16 protein-coding genes and 1 other RNA gene are annotated in these 16393 nt (G+C 51.0%); 9 read left to right on the top strand and 8 right to left on the bottom strand.

Translation table 11 applies throughout. The features are described 5' to 3' along the window. The first annotated feature begins 4 nt into the window (after positions 1–4). Entirely contained in the window at positions 5–1657 is a 1653-nt protein-coding gene (gene recN, locus AC6I1F_RS02235) for a DNA repair protein RecN (RefSeq protein ID WP_289172189.1), read from the top strand. 84 nt (positions 1658–1741) lie between these two features. Here recN and fur read toward each other — a convergent pair whose 3' ends face one another. After that, positions 1742–2197, bottom strand: coding sequence for a ferric iron uptake transcriptional regulator (fur, locus tag AC6I1F_RS02230; protein ID WP_160335619.1), 456 nt, complete (start codon positions 2195–2197; stop codon positions 1742–1744). A gap of 100 nt (positions 2198–2297) precedes the next feature. On the opposite strand from fur, the gene AC6I1F_RS02225 reads away from it, so the two are divergent. The 6 genes from AC6I1F_RS02225 to AC6I1F_RS02200 all read left to right on the top strand — a co-directional run bounded on the left by AC6I1F_RS02225 (position 2298) and on the right by AC6I1F_RS02200 (position 5558). Further along, entirely contained in the window at positions 2298–2795 is a 498-nt protein-coding gene (locus tag AC6I1F_RS02225; protein ID WP_160335618.1) for an outer membrane protein assembly factor BamE, read from the top strand. Between the two features lie 21 nt (positions 2796–2816). After that, positions 2817–3623 (top strand): 4-hydroxy-tetrahydrodipicolinate reductase, encoded by an 807-nt coding sequence (gene dapB / locus AC6I1F_RS02220; protein WP_289172188.1) that lies wholly within the window; start codon positions 2817–2819, stop codon positions 3621–3623. After that, on the top strand, positions 3623–3856 hold the full coding sequence (locus AC6I1F_RS02215; RefSeq protein ID WP_160335616.1) for a hypothetical protein: 234 nt from the start codon (positions 3623–3625) through the stop codon (positions 3854–3856). Before dapB ends, AC6I1F_RS02215 begins: the two co-directional genes overlap by 1 nt. Positions 3857–3862: 6 nt before the next feature. Then, on the top strand, positions 3863–4198 hold the full coding sequence (locus AC6I1F_RS02210; protein ID WP_251569419.1) for a hypothetical protein: 336 nt from the start codon (positions 3863–3865) through the stop codon (positions 4196–4198). 88 nt (positions 4199–4286) lie between these two features. Then, positions 4287–4468: non-coding RNA, 6S RNA (ssrS, locus tag AC6I1F_RS02205), on the top strand. An 82-nt stretch (positions 4469–4550) separates the two neighbouring features. Then, a complete protein-coding gene (locus tag AC6I1F_RS02200) occupies positions 4551–5558 on the top strand; it encodes a 2Fe-2S iron-sulfur cluster-binding protein (protein ID WP_289172187.1) in 1008 nt (335 codons plus the stop codon). On the opposite strand, the gene lgt is transcribed toward AC6I1F_RS02200, so the two are convergent. Together lgt and sbcB are read right to left on the bottom strand one after the other, a co-directional pair. Further along, entirely contained in the window at positions 5555–6340 is a 786-nt protein-coding gene (gene lgt / locus AC6I1F_RS02195) for a prolipoprotein diacylglyceryl transferase (RefSeq protein WP_160335613.1), read from the bottom strand. The genes AC6I1F_RS02200 and lgt overlap by 4 nt on opposite strands. Before the next feature lie 6 nt (positions 6341–6346). After that, positions 6347–7840, bottom strand: a complete 1494-nt coding sequence (sbcB, locus tag AC6I1F_RS02190) for an exodeoxyribonuclease I (RefSeq protein ID WP_288319508.1) — start codon at positions 7838–7840, stop codon at positions 6347–6349. A gap of 211 nt (positions 7841–8051) precedes the next feature. On the opposite strand from sbcB, the gene AC6I1F_RS02185 reads away from it, so the two are divergent. Further along, positions 8052–10577, top strand: a complete 2526-nt coding sequence (locus tag AC6I1F_RS02185) for an excinuclease ABC subunit UvrA (protein WP_160335611.1) — start codon at positions 8052–8054, stop codon at positions 10575–10577. 79 nt (positions 10578–10656) lie between these two features. Here the strand turns inward: AC6I1F_RS02185 and AC6I1F_RS02180 are convergent, their stop codons facing one another. Further along, positions 10657–11604 (bottom strand): LysR family transcriptional regulator, encoded by a 948-nt coding sequence (locus tag AC6I1F_RS02180; protein ID WP_160335610.1) that lies wholly within the window; start codon positions 11602–11604, stop codon positions 10657–10659. A gap of 167 nt (positions 11605–11771) precedes the next feature. Here AC6I1F_RS02180 and AC6I1F_RS02175 point away from each other — a divergent pair, with 167 nt between their 5' ends. Continuing rightward, positions 11772–13562, top strand: a complete 1791-nt coding sequence (locus AC6I1F_RS02175; protein ID WP_160335609.1) for a C69 family dipeptidase — start codon at positions 11772–11774, stop codon at positions 13560–13562. 88 nt (positions 13563–13650) lie between these two features. Here the strand turns inward: AC6I1F_RS02175 and AC6I1F_RS02170 are convergent, their stop codons facing one another. The 4 genes from AC6I1F_RS02170 to AC6I1F_RS02155 form a co-directional block, all read right to left on the bottom strand. Beyond that, the gene (locus AC6I1F_RS02170) at positions 13651–13830 is read right to left on the bottom strand and encodes a hypothetical protein (protein WP_160335608.1); all 180 of its coding nucleotides are present in this window, start codon (positions 13828–13830) and stop codon (positions 13651–13653) included. A gap of 327 nt (positions 13831–14157) precedes the next feature. Further along, positions 14158–15078 (bottom strand): IS200/IS605 family accessory protein TnpB-related protein, encoded by a 921-nt coding sequence (locus AC6I1F_RS02165; RefSeq protein ID WP_497801589.1) that lies wholly within the window; start codon positions 15076–15078, stop codon positions 14158–14160. 26 nt (positions 15079–15104) lie between these two features. After that, positions 15105–15377 (bottom strand): AEC family transporter, encoded by a 273-nt coding sequence (locus AC6I1F_RS02160; protein ID WP_160335097.1) that lies wholly within the window; start codon positions 15375–15377, stop codon positions 15105–15107. Between the two features lie 167 nt (positions 15378–15544). Then, positions 15545–16336 (bottom strand): sulfite exporter TauE/SafE family protein, encoded by a 792-nt coding sequence (locus AC6I1F_RS02155; RefSeq protein WP_202074555.1) that lies wholly within the window; start codon positions 16334–16336, stop codon positions 15545–15547. Positions 16337–16393: the final 57 nt, after the last annotated feature.

Genomic DNA, 16393 nt, shown 5'->3' with positions numbered 1-16393 from the left:
CATTATGCTCAGCACGCTGAATATAAGAAACTTTGTCATCGTAGAAAAACTTGAGCTGGACTTCCAAAACGGCTTCTCCGCGCTGACCGGTGAAACCGGTGCCGGCAAGTCCATTCTGATTGACGCGATTCAGCTTTTATTCGGCAGCCGCAGCGACGCGGGACTTATTCGAGAAGGCGCGGACAAGAGCGATCTCAGCGCCTCCTTCACCACCAATGAAAAAATTCGTGAGTGGCTCGCGGAAAATGATTTCACGGGCGAAGAGGACGATCTTATTCTTCGCCGCACACTCGATATCAAAGGCAAGAGCAGAGCGTGGATTAATGGAATTCCAGCCTCCCTTTCTCAGCTTAAAGAGCTCAGTCAGATGCTTGTCGTCATTCACGGGCAGCATGCGCATCAGTCGCTTCTGCGCAAAGGCTCCCAGCTGGAGATGCTCGACGACTATGCAGGGCTGAGACCGACGATTTCAGAACTTAAAAAGCGCTGGAATGCTTGGCGGGACGCGCTAGAGGCGCTCGATGAAGCCAAAAACCGACAGGCACAGCATCAGGCGAAAGCTCAGCAGCTGAGCTGGTACTTGGAAGACATGGATGAGCTCGCTCCCCTTAAAGGCGAATGGGATACGCTTAACGAAGAGCACACTAAGCTCTCTCGTTACACAGAGATTCTGGAAGCCTGCGAAAGAGCCCGGGCTACCCTGACAGAAGCTGATGAAAGCGCGCTTTCGATGGTGGATTCCGCCATTTCCGCGCTGGACGACATCTCGGACATCGATAAGAAAATCGAGAGCGTATACGGCCAGCTCAACGAGGCTAGAGAAATCATTGATTCCGCTTCAAGCGACGTGGAGCATTTTTTAAGCCGTATGGATTTTGATGAGGCGCGTTTTGCAGAAGTTGATGAGCGCCTGAGTTCCTATCTTTCGCTCGCACGCAAATATCACATCGAGCCCGGCGAACTGTATGAAGAAATGATTCAGTCGCGGCTCAAACTTTCCGAGCTTCAGGAAATCAACGTCACAGAGCTTCAGAACAAGGCGCAGAAATCTCAGCAGCGCTATGAAGCGCTTGCCGCCGAGGTTAGCGCCGAGCGCAGCAAAGCGGCGCTCAGGATGCAGACAAATATCACCGAAGTCATGCAGACGCTCGCGATGGAAGGCGGCTCATTTGAAGTCTCCGTGACGCCGAGCGAGCATCCGGGACCGCTTGGCACGGATTCGTGTGAATTTTTAGTGGCCGGCCATGCGGGTGTTGCCCGTCGCTCGCTAGCCAAAGTCGCCTCGGGCGGCGAACTCGCGCGCGTCAGTCTCGCGATTGCTGTCACCGACACGATGACAGCGACCGTGGACACTCTGATTTTTGACGAAGTGGATTCCGGCATCGGCGGCGGAGTCGCGGAAACCGTTGGCCGGCTGCTTGCGCAGCTCGGTGAGCATCAGCAGGTTCTCTGTGTGACGCATCTGCCTCAGGTCGCAAGCTGCGCCTCACACCACTTCAAGATTGTGAAGCATGCTGAAAGCAAGGACGAAGCCCCAACCTCAACGGTGATTCCGCTCGATGAGGAGGAACGCGTTAAAGAAATCGCGCGCATGCTCGGCGGCATCAAAATTACGGATAAAACGCTCGAGCACGCTAAAGAGATGCTCAGACATTAATATTTAAAGGCGGACATTTTGGGTCCGCCTTCTCTATTTGGACGATAGTTTTATCGTCCTTCATGCATTTAAAGCTTCGTGCTCTTATTTTTTGTTCTTGTCACGGCATGCCGGGCAAACACCGTAAAGCGCCATGGAATGATCGACAAGCGAGTAGCCGTGTTTCTGCGCGATTTCAAACTGACGCTTCTCCACTTCCTCATCAATGAATTCAACGACTTTTCCGCACATCACACAGATCAGATGATCATGATGATGACCGTCGTCGAGTTCAAACAGCGCCGTTCCGTGTTCGAAATTGCGGCGAATCAGAATCCCCGCACTCGCGAACTGCGCGAGAACACGATAGACCGTTGCAAGGCCGACGTCTTCGCCCGCGTCCACCAGCTCCTTATAAACTTCTTCGGCGCTCATGTGACGATCAGTCCCGTTAGACGTCTTCTTCTGGAACATCTCCAGAATCTTCAGTCTCGGACCGGTTGCCTTAAGCCCTAATTCTTTTAAATTCTTCGCGTTGTCCGCTATCTCTTTATGCTGCATTCAACAATTCTCGTTAAGAGGTTTTCTTCAAAGTGTTAATCTAAACACTAATCCTTTATCATACATGGTTATTGTATTACCACTAAACAGAACCCTCTTCATGAAACCTCTTATTTTGTGCGCAGTACTGCCCCTTACACTTCTGGCCGGCTGTTCCTCCGTATCGGATTACGTTCCCAAGATCCTTACACCGTACCGTCCGGACATCCATCAGGGCAACGTGGTAACCAGTGAAATGGTAGAAAACCTGCATGAAGGAATGACTAAAAATCAGGTCATCTTCCTGCTCGGTACAGCAACACTGCAGAGTATCTTCCACAAGAACGAATGGAGTTACGTCTACTATCTGAATCCGCGCGGCGGTCAGCCGACGGTCCGCAAGCTGACCATCGTCTTCAACGACGACAATCGAGTCGAGAGCTTCAAGTCCGATCCGATGCCGGATGAAACCGACGCTGACTTAGCCATTCTCGGCGAACGCGCCAGAGAAGAGACGCTCAAGCGTCACAGTGACTTCGTTGCCGAGAAGAAGAGCTTGGAAGCTGAAGGAGCTGCCTCTGAAACTCAGGGCGCTGAAGAAGCCGCTAAGACGGAATAATCAAAGTATTGGAGATTTGTCATGGTTAAAATCGCAGTTGCCGGCGCTAAAGGCCACATGGGCAAAATGATTATTGACGCCGTGTGGAACACGGAAGGCGCCGAACTGGTTTGCGCGCTCGCGCACAAAGAAACGGATCACGTCGAAGCCAATGAAGACGCCGGCGCCTCCCTCGGCTTTAACAGCGGCGTTAAGATCAGCTGCGACAATGAAACGCTCCGCACGAGCGGCGCTCAGGTACTTATCGATTTCACCCGCCCCGAAGGCACGATGGCTTTCCTTGATATCTGCAAGGACGCGGGAATCGCCATGGTCATCGGCACAACCGGTCTGAATGCGGAGCAGAAGCAGAAACTCGAAGAAGCCTCCAAAGTGATTCCGATTGTCTTTGCTCCGAACATGAGCACAGGCGTCAACGTCACGAATAAGCTTCTTGCGCAGGCTGCGAAGCTTCTCAAAGACTACGACTGCGAAATCGTCGAAATGCATCACAGCCGCAAAGTGGACGCGCCGAGCGGAACCGCGATCGCCATGGGCAAAGTCATCGCTGAGGCCAGAGGTCAGAACTTTGAAGACGTCGCCGTTTGGGCTCGTCAGGGTCATACCGGACCGAGAGTTCCGGGCAGCATCGGCTTTGCCGCGCTTCGCGGCGGGGACGTGGTCGGCGACCATCAGGTGATTTTTGCGGGTCCGGGAGAACGCATTGTCATTTCGCACCTTTCGAGCTCGCGCGCCGGATACGCCGAAGGCTCCGTCAAGGCCGCTCAGCACGTTGTCAATCAGAAACCGGGACTGTATTCCATGGATGACGTCCTTGGTCTTAAATAATGAACAGCGCCGCTCAAGAGGCATTCAAACAGCTCGAGCTCAGGATTCTTGAGTTAACTTCGCGTCTTAAGAATCTTGAGCACGAGAACCATGTCCTGCGCAGACAGATTGATGACAAAGACAAAAGTCTTGACGCACTGCGCAATCAAATCAAAATCGCGGCTGAGGAGCTCGACACGCAGCTCAAACGAATCAAAATCTTCCGCGACGATCTTCAGAAGTCTCAAGAGTAAAGCATCGTGGCTAATAAAATCCCCTATCGTATTCACGTTCAGAATTTAAAGCTCCTCGTGCGTCTGCCGGAAGAGACGAACCTCGGCGAAGTGGATAAGCTGATCCACATGTTTAACGAGTACCTCGTGTCCTATAACAACGGCAAACCGGCGGAATTAACGTCTGATCCGAACACGAAGCTTTTGATCCTTTCGCTCTTTTCTTTTCTGATCGATCCCGATATCAAAAAGCAATTAAGGGAACAGGTCCCCGACAAAGAAGTATCCAATGATGACGAAACGCTACAAAAAGTACGTCATCTGATCGAACTTTGCGACCAAGGACTCAGCCGAGCCCCTTAGAAAGCGGCTTCATACCCGTAATACTCATCTTGCGCAATAGGCGCCTTTACCACTTTCTTTCCTCAGCGCAAATGACTAGAATTAAGTACGTCCCCTGCGGAATTCGAGCATCGGTCAGTTGTTCTTTGAACCAATGCTACAAGCAAGGAGGCTGACTTGCTATTTCTTTAAAGTTGAGCGGCACGCGATGCTGCTCCTTTCAAGTAGCAGAGGCCTCCACCCTGAACTTCCGGTTCAGGACTCAGGCCGTACGGTTCAGGCGGGGGATTTTGAAGGCGCTTTTCGACATCGGAAAGCGCCTTCAATTTTGGTATAGAATTTTTTTCTTCAAATCAATAAATTATTTAACGAGATGCCTTTCCGTATTAAATTATCCGGAACGCCGTATGAATTTTCGGCCGACCCCGATGAGAACATTTTCGAAGCAGCCGAACGAAACGGCTACGCGCTTTCCTGTGCCTGCCGCTCCGGCGCCTGCGGCGCCTGCAAAGCTCAGATTATTTCGGGCGACGTTGATCTGGGCAAATATCAGCCTTTCGCACTGACGGAAGCGGATATTAAATCCGGTCTGGCGCTGATGTGCACGGCAAAAGCGCGTTCGGATTTAGAAATCAAGGTCAGAAGCGTCAAAGTGCTGGAGACGGCCAAGCCCGCATTCATTCAGGTCGAGGCTGTTGAGAAAACGCTCCTGCGCGACTCCATCCTTCGTCTTGTTCTCAAGCGTACTGACGGCGGCCTCTTTGACTTTAAGGTCGGACAATCCTATGCGGTTGAACTTCCGGGCGGACTTTCCCGCAGCTACTCCGTCGCGAGTTCCGAACTGCAGAAAGAAACCATCGAATTCTTAATCCGCCGCGTCACAAACGGCGTCTTTACGAGTCTTTTGTTCTCTGACGGATTCCGTGTCGGAGATCAGATGAAACTCAAAGGACCGGACGGAGAAGCCGTCTTTAATACACCCAAAGGCAGAAAGGCGATTTTCCTTGCCACCGGGACCGGTATCGCTCCGATCAAGAGCATGATTCAGACGCTGATTGAAAAGGACGATCTGAAAGACCGCAGTCTCCATATCTACTGGGGTGTCCGCACTTCAGACGATCTTTTTGTTGATGATCTCTTTAAGGACTGGGCAGCGCACTACCCGGAAATCCATTACACGCCGATCGTCTCCAGAGAGGAAAGCTGGAAAGGCGTAACAGGACACGTTCAGACACAGGCCGCGATTGATCACGGCGACATGTCCAAAGTGGATGTTTATATGTGCGGCAACGGCAGGTTCATCCGCTCCGCGTTTGACTATCTGACCGTCCGCTGCGGCTTAAAGGACGATCACGTCTTCTGCGACAGCTTCGGCGATTAATTTCTTCTTTGGGCCCAGATATAGAGGCCCAAGCCGAAGAGAATCATCGGGATGGAAAGCCACTGTCCGCGCGATAAGTCAAAGAGCTGGAGGCCGAGGTAGCTGTCCGGCTCCCGGAAGAACTCAACGATAAATCGCGCCAGCCCGTAACCCATAAGGAAAAGTCCCGAGACCGCGCCTGCCGGTCTCGGCTTAACCGAGTAAATCCAAACGACTAAAAACAGCACCAAGCCTTCAAGCGTCGCTTCATAGAGCTGAGAAGGATGGCGCGCGATACCGTCTCCGGCCTGCGGAAAAATCATTGCCCAGGGCAAATCCGCTGACGCCGCTCTTCCCCAGAGCTCACCATTAATAAAGTTGCCCAGACGGCCGAAGAAAAATCCGAGCGGAACCAGCGGCGCGACAAAATCACCGACTGTCAGAACAGACTTATGGTTGCTCCAGGCAAAATATAAAAGCGCCAGGATCACGCCGATAAATCCGCCGTGCGCGCTCATACCCCCGTTCCAAACTTCAAAGATCGCAAGCGGATGCGAGAAGTAATATTCCGGCTGATAGAAGCAGACAAAGCCCAGGCGGCCGCCGAGAATCACGCCGATCATCCCGTAGAACAGCAGATCGTCGAGATTGGTGCGGCTGATCCCGCGCCAGTCCTGTCTGCATCGGAACATCCCCAACAGATAGAAAAGGCCGAAGCCGATGAGATACATCAGGCCGTACCAATGAATTGCCACCGGTCCCATGCGGACGGCGATCGGGTCAAACTCCGGATGAATGAGCATAACGAATTAACCTTGATAATCGGCTAAAAGATTTTCACCATATTCGCGAACTTCTTCGAGAATCTGAAGCTTAGCTTCATCATCCGCGTACTGTTTCTCAAGTTCGTCGATTTCGCTGAAAAACTCTTCAAAGGTGCGAGAGCCGCCGTAACCGTTGACAAGCTTCTGCATCTTATATTTTCTCCACTGCGCCTCTGTGTCGGGCTCCAGCGTTTCCTCAGGCCAGTTTCTTGCCATGAAATAAAGCGTGAGACGTATAAGTTCGTCCTTGGTATAGCCGATCGTGGGAAGCCGCTCCGCCATTTCCATCGGGCTCAGCTTGCGGAAATTGGTCATTTTATCGCGGTCGCTGAAGGGGAAATTATTAAAGTAGAGATGCTCTTCGGGGATCACAACCTGATTATCGAAGCGCTGACTATCCTTTTCCGCGAGTTCCGCAAAAAGGCTGTTGAGCGCCGGAATCCGATCCTTCATCTCCCGAATCTTCTGCGCATTGGCGAGGAAATAAGCGGCATCGTGTTCGAAAAGTCCTTTACCGTTTTTATCCACCCAGCCGATACCTCTGACGAGGAAGGGCTGTTTTTTTAGATTGATCATGACAAAGGGAAGCGGCTCAACGCCTTTTTCCCGATCTTCGGCTTTAACGAAGAGGCGCGTTTTCATATCTTCGGCGCTAATGGTCATCATCGCACTAGGATCGGCGTTTAAGTCCCAGCATACCCAAGTTCCTTTGATGCTCGGGCTCTCCATCAGCGGGAAGACCGGACGAAGGCCGCGGCTGCGTTCATGAGTCCTGAAAGGATCAACATAGAGAAGCGGTGCCTGCTCGCTCATCAGCTTGACCAAATTCTCAGCGCGGCTGATCGTGAGCGCGTATTCCCAAATCTTGGGCTTTTTCTGACAAATCAGTTTTGCGAGCAACATCGTCGCATAGGCGTCAGACGAAGCGTCGTGCGCGTGTTCGTGCGAGAGTCCGTTTGCCTTCGAAAGGTTTTCAAGTTTCATACTGACAAAACCGTCTTCTCTCTTAGGCCAATTGAGCGTGTCCGGATAAAAGGCGTAGAGCGCCTTGATAAAAGGAAACAGATCGAACCTTCCTCTGCCCTCTCCTTTTTCCCGGGTATAAGGCGGAATCAGGTTGCGCCAAAAGAGAAAGCGCGTGACGGTGTCATCAAAGCTGATGGAATTAAAACCGATCGAAATCGTGCCCGGTTTTATCATCTGCTGATAGATGGATTCCGCGAAATCAGACTCCGTCATGACGTTTTCTTCTTCGAGCAGCGTCATCGGCGTGATCCCGGTAATCAGAGAAGCGCCGGCTGACGGAAGGTAATCGTCCGCAAGCTGGGAATAGAGAATGATCGGTCGTCCGAGCACATTGAACGAAGCATCCGTGCGAACAGCGCCGAACTGAGCCGGTCGGTCCTTGATAGCGTTTGCCCCGAATGTTTCGTAGTCAAACCATAAATATGTTGTGTTGTTTTCTGCTTGCTGAGTCATCCGGCGGTCCGATCGAAAAAAACTGATTCCTGATTATAAAGTTAAGGATCGTCAGGAATTGCTTCAAGATATTCTGATGAGGGAGAAAAACCTGCAAAGACAATTAAAACTCCGAGCACCTTCATCTTTCTCTTTTTAAGCACTGATCTTATTTTCCGGTCCTGATGAGTTTATCTTTGCACAAATACCGAATTACCTCCGGAATAGAAAAATGAAGGACCGCATTCTTGTGCGCGGGGCTCATGTTTACAATTTAAAAAATTTGGACGCGGATATTCCGCTCAATCAGCTCGTGGCGATCTCGGGCCTTTCCGGCTCGGGCAAATCCTCGCTAGCGCTCGGTGTGCTTTACGCAGAAGGCTCGCGGCGCTACCTTGAAGCGCTTTCCGCTTATACGCGGCGCAGACTAACGCAGGCTCAGGAAGCCAAAGCGGACTCCGTGCAGAACATCCCGGCCGCGCTGGCGCTGCATCAGAGACCGACGACACCGGACATTCGAAGCACGTTCGGCACGCTCACAGAACTGCTTAACAGTATTCGTCTGATGTATTCCCGTCTCGGATCGCACCGCTGCCCTAACGGGCACTATGTACCGCCGAGTATGAACGTAGCATTCGGCCGCAAGCTGAAATGTCCGGTCTGCGGCGAAGAGTTTTACGGCCCGAGCGCTGAAGACTTTTCTTTCAACAGCAGCGGCGCGTGCCAGAGGTGCGGCGGAACCGGTATTGCTCTGACGGTTAACCGGGCAAGTCTCGTGCCGGACGAATCGCTCTCCATTGATCAGGGGGCGGTTAAACCTTGGGGAACACTCATGTGGTCTCTGATGACGAACGTCTGCAGAGAAATGGGCGTGCGCACCGATATTCCGTTTAAGGATCTGACAGAGAAAGAAAAACAGATTGTTTACGACGGCCCTGCCGTTAAAAAACACATTCTCTACAAGGATAAAAACGGTCAAGTCATACCGCTTGACTTCACCTACTTCAGCGCTGTTAATTCGGTCGAAAACGCGCTGTCCAAGGTAAAGGATGAAAAAGGCATGAAGCGGGTTGAACGCTTTCTGACGAGAGGACCCTGCCCATGCTGCCACGGGACTCGATTAAACGAGAAAGCGCTTTCCTCCAAGCTGATGGGACAGAACATTGCCGAGATGAGTGAGCACACGCTCGGAGAACTCATGAAGCTTACGCTTGAGATTCCGACAGCGCTGCCGGAGGAAATGACCGATATGGCCGAGAGCATTGTCAAAGAATTTCAAAGGACAGGCCAGCGTCTCGTCGACCTCGGACTTTCTTATCTGACGCTCGATCGAGCCGGCGCCACGCTCTCCAACGGAGAGCTGCAGCGCGTTCAGATCGCCAGAGCAGTCAGGAGCGAAACCACGGGCGTGCTTTACGTTCTGGACGAGCCTTCAATTGGTCTGCATCCGTACAATGTAGACGGTCTGATGCATATTATTCGTGAGCTCGTCGAACGAAAAAATTCCGTCGTCATGGTCGACCATGACACACGCATTCTGAGGCTTGCGGATCAGCTGATTGAGATCGGCCCCGGCGCAGGCGAAAAAGGCGGCCGAATTATCACGCAGGGAACGCCTCTTCAGGCAGAAAGCAATCCCGCCTCTCTGATCGGGCCGTTCCTTGCCGATAAAGCTCAGATCATTGTGCGTAAGCGCGCTGATGAAAAGCATATGTTTGATCTTGGCAGGATCCGCATCAAGACCAAGCCCTTTTATACGATGCACGCCCTGGACGCCTCTTTCCCCAAGGGGCGGCTCACCGTCGTGACCGGAGTCTCGGGCGCAGGCAAAACCTCTCTTGTGCTGGAGTGCTTGGTTCCCGCTCTGCAGGCCGTCATCCATAAAGAGCAGCTTCCGGAACATGTCGTCAGTGCGGACGCAGAAGGCGTAACTTCCGCTGACATCATTGACTCAAAGCCGATCGGCGCCAATGTGCGGTCTACGGTTGCAACTTATGACGGCGTCTTTGACGACCTGCGCAAACTTTTTGCGAAGACGGAGGACGCTAAAAAGGAGAAACTCTCCGCAAGCGATTTCTCGTACAACACCGGCAGTCTTCGCTGTCCCACGTGTGACGGCACCGGCTCAATTTCATTAGACGTGCAATTTCTGCCGGACATCAGCATCACATGCCCGACATGCGGCGGATCACGCTACGCCAAACACGCCTATGACATTAAGTGGAAGGGCAAAGACAGCAAGGGCGACGGTATTTCTCTTCCGGACATTCTGTCACTCACCGCGGAGGACGCCTCAACGGTACTCAAAGGAGAGAAGAAGATTGAGCAGCAGCTGGATATTCTCAACACGCTCGGCATCGGCTATCTGACGCTGGGTGAGGCGACTCCGGCGCTTTCGGGCGGGGAAGCACAGCGGCTGAAGCTTTCGTCGGAAATGAACACTCCTCAGTCCAGCAGTGTTTTTGTGTTTGACGAACCGACCATCGGGCTGCATCCGCTTGACGTGCGCAAGCTGATTCAAGTCTTTGATCAGCTCATAGCGCACGGCGCCACGATTATTGTCATTGAGCACGATTTAGATTTAATCGCGAACGCCGACTATGTCATAGACATGGGGCCGGGCGGCGGCAGTGAAGGCGGAGAGATTGTCGCTGAAGGCACGCCGGAATGTATCGCGAATAATCCGAAGAGTCTGACGGGACGATATTTGAAGGAAGTTCTAGCCGCCAATCCAAAAGAGGTGAACTCTTCGATCTGATAGAAGCAGCCGCAATCAATTCATGTTATGCACACCCTGTCTGTGCCGAAGCCATGCAGACAGGATCACTTGCGGACTCTTAGTAGAGCGCGTAGGAAGGAGAAGATGTTTGGAATACCGCCAATCGCTTCCTCAGCTCGGAGGCTGCATATTCAATGAAACAGGAAACAATCGGCTCCGTAATCATTGCCTCAACACCCATGAAGTAATTAACGGAAGGACCTTCTAAGTCGGGAAGAACTCTGACAATTTCACCTTCGGCCAAATACATTTCCGTCATTATGTAAGGGAGAGCCCATGCGACGCCGAGCTTTTCTGTAACCGCCTCCAACACTGTCTCAGAACTGATGAAATACATTCGGTCTGACTCCGGCAGCGGATAGGTTTTGCCGCTTCTGCTGTCAAAAAGAAACGGAGACGGACAAGTCCAGTTAGAACAAAGCAAAACCATTTCTTTGGAAAGATCCTGAAGAGTCAGGCCGCCGCTATATTTATCGGCGATTGATGCAGGAGCGCAAATTATCGTAGGTTCTTTTCCGAGCAATACGGTATTGGATCTTTCGTTTTGCGAAAGGTTCGCAAAAATCGACACATCCGCGGGTTTAAGCCTGTCTCTCAAAGAATATTGGTTGTCAATCAGCTCAAACTCCACTTCCGGATGCGCCTTTTTAAATTCTGCGCACAGACGAAAAAAGAATCTCGAAATCGAATTGGATATTGAGCAGGCGATGTGGATTTTTTTCATTCTGTCTGCGCTGTGAATATCCGAAACGAAAGATTTGAAAGAATCCAAAGGATTTTTTGCAGCCGCCAAAAGCTGTACGCCTTCCGGTGTCAAACGAGTTTTCTTTGTAGTGCGTGCGAAAATCGGATACCCGAGAACCGCCTCAATATCTTTGATTTTCTGACTCACGGTCGCGATGCTTAAATCAAGCTCTGCGGCAGTTTGATTCATAGAGCCGTTGGAAGCAACCCGCATTAAGAGCTCCCAGTCCTTTAAGTTCTCCAAATCAAAATTTGAGGCCAATTTCTTTTTCCTCGCGATATAGTGGTAAACCCAGGGTTTTCCTGAGCAATTGGTCGATTTTTCCTCACATAATAAAGTAAATCCTGTCCGTCTGAACCAAAGCCTAAAGGCTGATTAAACGTCCTTTTTACGCACTCAGACCTCTTCCAAAACTTTAAGGAGCAGCTATGACCAAGTTTGCACTTACCGCCGCCGCACTGGCAGCAGGATTAATTCTAGGAACCAACGCTATTGCATGTTCAACCGTCGTTGTCGGCAAAAACGCTTCGGCCACCGGAAACATTCTTGTCGGCCATAACGAAGACAATGATAGCCGCATCATCACATCCCAGTACTGGGTTCCTGCAGCCGACCATCCTGCCGGAGAGGTCATCGAATATGAACCGGACGCCGCTAAGATTCCGCAGGTTCCGCACACCTACGGATACTACTGGAGTCAGACGCTTCATCCTGCCGGTTACTCGTATTCTGACGGCTTTGTCAATGAAAACGGTGTCTCGCTTGCTTCAAACCAGAGCTATGACACCTACGACAAAGACGAAGCGGTCAAGGACGGCGGCGTCGGATACGCCATTAGAAGAATCGTTGCCGAGAGAGCAAAGAATGCTCGCGACGGCGTCAACATCGCCATTGACTTAGTCAAAAAATACGGCTATCGCGCTGCCGGCCGTGTGTACACAATCGCCGATAAAGATGAAGCATGGCAGTTAAATCTTATCCGCGGAGGCAGATATCTTGCCAAGAAGATCGGCGACAACGAAGTGCTGTATATCGCCAACGCCTACACCCTCGGCCCGGTTGACGTAAACGCTCCTGACGTCATCGCCTCTCCCGACCTTATCGAACATGCAATCAAGATGGGCACCTACAAACCGAAAAAAGAAGGCGACTACAGCGACTTCAACTTCCGCGAAGCCTATCAGACAGACGCAAGAAGAGATGCAGACTGGATCAAAGACCGCTCTCAGACCGGATGGAAATATCTCACCGGCAAAGAAATCCAAAATCCGAACGACTTCCCGTACTCCATCACGCCTTCCAAGAAGCTTACGGTTGAAGACGTCAAGAACATCCTTCGCAGTCATTATGCTCACGAAAAACGCGATAACGGATTCTTCCATCAGAGCATTAACGACATCTGCAATCCCGGAACCTTTGAATCCGTCGTCTACGAAATGGTTCCTAACAAGAACTATACGATCGGCTGGAGAACATCCGGCATGCCGAGCGAAAATCCTTATATTCCGTTCTATCCGCTTGCCAAACCCTCTGCCGCGCAGTCATTCATGACGCCTGATGAAGCGACAAGACAGCAGTTCCACGCCAAAGCTTCCAGCTTTGACTACAAACCGGAACTGCCGCTTTACACCTTCCTGACCAACCAAGCTCTGTCGGACTATCTGGACGGTCACAAGAAGCTCGCAAAAATGATCAGCGCGCAGGAAAAGGACTGGGATAAAGGCCGCAAGTCTGTGGAACAGCAAGCCGCACTGGCAGAAAAAGTCGGCGGAACAGAAAAAGCGCTTAATGTGCTGCATGCGTTTAACGTTAACGCGTACCAACAAGGTGCAAACCTTGTCGCAAAAGCGAAGGACGCACTTCCGAAGACCAATGTTCTGTTCCTGGAAGAATCCATCAGTCAGGGCAATGACAAAGCCGCGAAAGTCGCAATTCTCGGAAGCAAGACATTTGACGCTTCAAAGATCGATGCAAAGAGCGTGAGAATTCAGCCGGCTCATCCGACAGAAGATGTCGAGATCATTCCTGATCCCGCAACCGCCCAGTCCGTGGCGATGAAGGATGTCAATGGAGACGGTATCCCCGACGCTGTCATTACATTCTCAGGAAAACAGGCCGCTAAGTACTGTGTTCCCGAAGTGACCCAGGACGTCTATGTTTACGCCAAGGCCAACGGCAAGAAGATTGCCGGCTTCGACACGATCAAGGTCATTAAGTAAAGACGATTCGTTCAGAGATTAATTGATCTCTTCTCCTTTGGGCCGGACTTGTTCCGGCCTCTTTTTGTGCCTAAAACACTGCGCGCCGCTATTTCGTGTAGCAGGTCATACCTTTGGAGATGTCTCCGTCGATCAGGTAATTGCCGTCAGCGTAAAGGTGGTAGCGAACGGTCACACCTGAATCCACCAGTCCGCGCCAAGAAGAAGCAAGCGGATCATCGACGGTACATAAACTTTGCTTGAAGATACCCACCGCCCAGGCGACCATCACAGAGTCGGTAAAGACTTTCTTTGCTTCTTCTTTTTCCTGCTGAGAGGCGGCTGATTTAACGACATTGACTTTCAGCAGAATATCGTTGCTTCGCTTAATGAACTACCTCGCACTCACGTGCGAGGTTTCATGGGAGCGTGCTCCCATTTCTAGCAATTGACGAACACCCGCACATACATGCAGGTTTCGTACAATTGCGGGCGTGTCCACAAAGACGCCCCCATCGAGTTCGAGCAGCTTTTTGAGCCACTCATCCCCGAGTTCTTTTCGGCCGATATTGGCTGCGCCATTGATATCGGCATTGATCAAATGTCCGTCTGACGATCAATAGAGGCCGCGCTTGATTCTCTTTCCCGAAAATACCGGCTTTGTCTTGCCTTGCTTCGGGTCGAAATCTGCAATGACATCCATGTCTAGCGCACTGGCCTTAGAGGTGTAGCTTTCCTCCCGCACTGTCACTTGAATGCCGTATTCTTCTGCCTTATACCGGACCATCTCAATAAACTTAGCATGCGGGAGCATGACAAAATTCTGATTGTTTCGCTTGCCGAGGTTCACACTCTGTTTCCAGTTTCTATTGGTACCAATGACAATGCGACCTATATCATGCGCAAGACAAAAGTTGACAGCCAAACGGCTGGCCTTGTGCATCAAGTCTTGGAGCTGCCAATAACGTTTGACTCCTTTTATTCGAATGTGCTCATAGTGTTTCTTACTTCTCAGTTCAGCGACTTGTTTGTTGTACTGCTGATTGATGCTCTTCAGTATTTTGCCTTTGACCAAAAACGGCCTGATTCCGGGTTTGGTCGAAACGAAAGTTGCAAAATTATCAATACCTAAATCACAGCACAAAGCTTCATTCGGATTCAAAGCGGCGCGTTTTGAAGTTTTACACTCATCCTTACCGACACGATAAGTCAGCTCCACAATAAATGTATTACCCATCGGAATAATTCTCAGATCGCCCGTAACTGCTTCCTCTGCTTTGGCATTGAACTCCTGATGTTTACAGCAAACTACATGAATGGGAGAAAAATCGATATCTTTCCCGCCCGTGATTGTCAGTTGATAATCACGGATTTGATAGCCGTTGCGGCCGAGTTCAATGGCAATTGTCGCAAGCGTCCACATAAGAAAGCCGTTCAAAGAAAAGATCACGGCAATGGAAGGAAGACTTCCTTTGCCAAGCAGCGAAATAGCGATCGGCACCCCGAGCTGAATGTTGTTGGAGAAAACGCCTGCCATTCCAAAAAGCGTCTGGCCGTCTCGGCTCAGGTGCAGGAAGTTTTTCCAATAAAAAAGCCAATCGCAAAAACAATAAAACAGGAACCGAAGAAAGCTACGCCGATAAGCCAGTTCGACGAAGGCAGATTCGGAAGATCGCTCATCAGGCGAAACAGCAGAATCGGGATCGTGACGGTAAAGGAAAACTTTGACAGAGCATTGCCGATATCAACAGAGACAAATTTAAAGCGGGCGAAGAGGTAGCCCAAACCAATGATGCAAAAGAGCAGGAGCGCCACTAAAAAGTTTTGTAAAAACATCTTTCCTCCATACTCCGAACGGGGATCGGCAGCTCGGAAGTCATCGGATTCGAAGAAGATGAGGCGGTTTTTCCGACCTTTTTTAGTTATGACAATCTGAATATTATTGGAGCTCCCGCAATTATTTTGGGAGCTCCATTCTGAGATAAATCAATCAAAACACAGAACTACATTGCAAGGTAGGCCTGGCGCAGCATGTACATGCACAGCACGCAGAGCAGGCATGCAAAGATCTTTTTGAGCGGTTTTGTATCAATTGAATGAGCCACTTTTGCTCCGAGCGGCGCAAACAATACGCTGGTGACCGCGACAGAGAAAAGCGCCGGGATACAGATGTAGCCGAGCGTAATCGGCCAGCCCGGGAGATTCTCCACGTTCCAGCCGCTGACGATATAGCCCATGGTTCCGAAGAACGCGATCGGGAAGCCTAATGCCGCGCTTGTCGCCACAGCATTGTGCATTTTGACGTTGCACCAAACCATCCATGGAACGGAAATGAATCCGCCGCCCGCGCCGACTAAGGCAGAAAGCACACCGATGATGGTGCCCATGCCGAACTTACCGGCAGAGCCCGGAAGTTCTCGATCGGCCTTCGGAGGCTTGTTCATAAACATCTTGAATGCTGAGAAGCCGACGAATACGGAGAACAAAAGAGAAATCCAGAAGGTAGACAGGAAACCGGCAATTTGCGCACCGACCATTGCACCTACCAGAATGCCGGGTGCAACTGCCGCGACGACTTTCCAGAGAACCGCGCCTCTCTTATGGTGCGCTCTCACTGAAGAAAGAGAAGTAAAGGCGATCGTCGCCAATGATGTCGCGATCGCGACATGCACGATGTGCGTCTGAGGAATAACGCTGGTTGGGATGAGCATAATCAGGAACGGCGTGATAATAAGACCGCCGCCAATGCCAAGCAGTCCCGCCATAAAACCTGTAAAGCATCCGAGAAGAGCCATCAGGCCGATAGTTATTAAGTCCAATTCAGTCCTCTTGGTGGTTTGATAAGTATAAGA

Source organism: Parasutterella sp. St.1A3 (assembly GCF_059728705.1).
This window is presented reverse-complemented; position numbering and strand designations above follow the sequence as displayed.

What these genes read in the sequence shown, in the direction of transcription:
- recN (WP_289172189.1), top strand. Translation starts at nt 5, where the DNA reads ATGCTCAGCACGCTGAATATAAGAAACTTTGTCATCGTAGAAAAACTT.
- fur (WP_160335619.1), bottom strand. Translation starts at nt 2,197, where the DNA reads ATGCAGCATAAAGAGATAGCGGACAACGCGAAGAATTTAAAAGAATTA.
- AC6I1F_RS02225 (WP_160335618.1), top strand. Translation starts at nt 2,298, where the DNA reads ATGAAACCTCTTATTTTGTGCGCAGTACTGCCCCTTACACTTCTGGCC.
- dapB (WP_289172188.1), top strand. Translation starts at nt 2,817, where the DNA reads ATGGTTAAAATCGCAGTTGCCGGCGCTAAAGGCCACATGGGCAAAATG.
- AC6I1F_RS02215 (WP_160335616.1), top strand. Translation starts at nt 3,623, where the DNA reads ATGAACAGCGCCGCTCAAGAGGCATTCAAACAGCTCGAGCTCAGGATT.
- AC6I1F_RS02200 (WP_289172187.1), top strand. Translation starts at nt 4,551, where the DNA reads ATGCCTTTCCGTATTAAATTATCCGGAACGCCGTATGAATTTTCGGCC.
- lgt (WP_160335613.1), bottom strand. Translation starts at nt 6,340, where the DNA reads ATGCTCATTCATCCGGAGTTTGACCCGATCGCCGTCCGCATGGGACCG.
- sbcB (WP_288319508.1), bottom strand. Translation starts at nt 7,840, where the DNA reads ATGACTCAGCAAGCAGAAAACAACACAACATATTTATGGTTTGACTAC.
- AC6I1F_RS02185 (WP_160335611.1), top strand. Translation starts at nt 8,052, where the DNA reads ATGAAGGACCGCATTCTTGTGCGCGGGGCTCATGTTTACAATTTAAAA.
- AC6I1F_RS02175 (WP_160335609.1), top strand. Translation starts at nt 11,772, where the DNA reads ATGACCAAGTTTGCACTTACCGCCGCCGCACTGGCAGCAGGATTAATT.
- AC6I1F_RS02170 (WP_160335608.1), bottom strand. Translation starts at nt 13,830, where the DNA reads ATGGTCGCCTGGGCGGTGGGTATCTTCAAGCAAAGTTTATGTACCGTC.
- AC6I1F_RS02165 (WP_497801589.1), bottom strand. Translation starts at nt 15,078, where the DNA reads ATGGCAGGCGTTTTCTCCAACAACATTCAGCTCGGGGTGCCGATCGCT.
- AC6I1F_RS02160 (WP_160335097.1), bottom strand. Translation starts at nt 15,377, where the DNA reads ATGTTTTTACAAAACTTTTTAGTGGCGCTCCTGCTCTTTTGCATCATT.
- AC6I1F_RS02155 (WP_202074555.1), bottom strand. Translation starts at nt 16,336, where the DNA reads ATGGCTCTTCTCGGATGCTTTACAGGTTTTATGGCGGGACTGCTTGGC.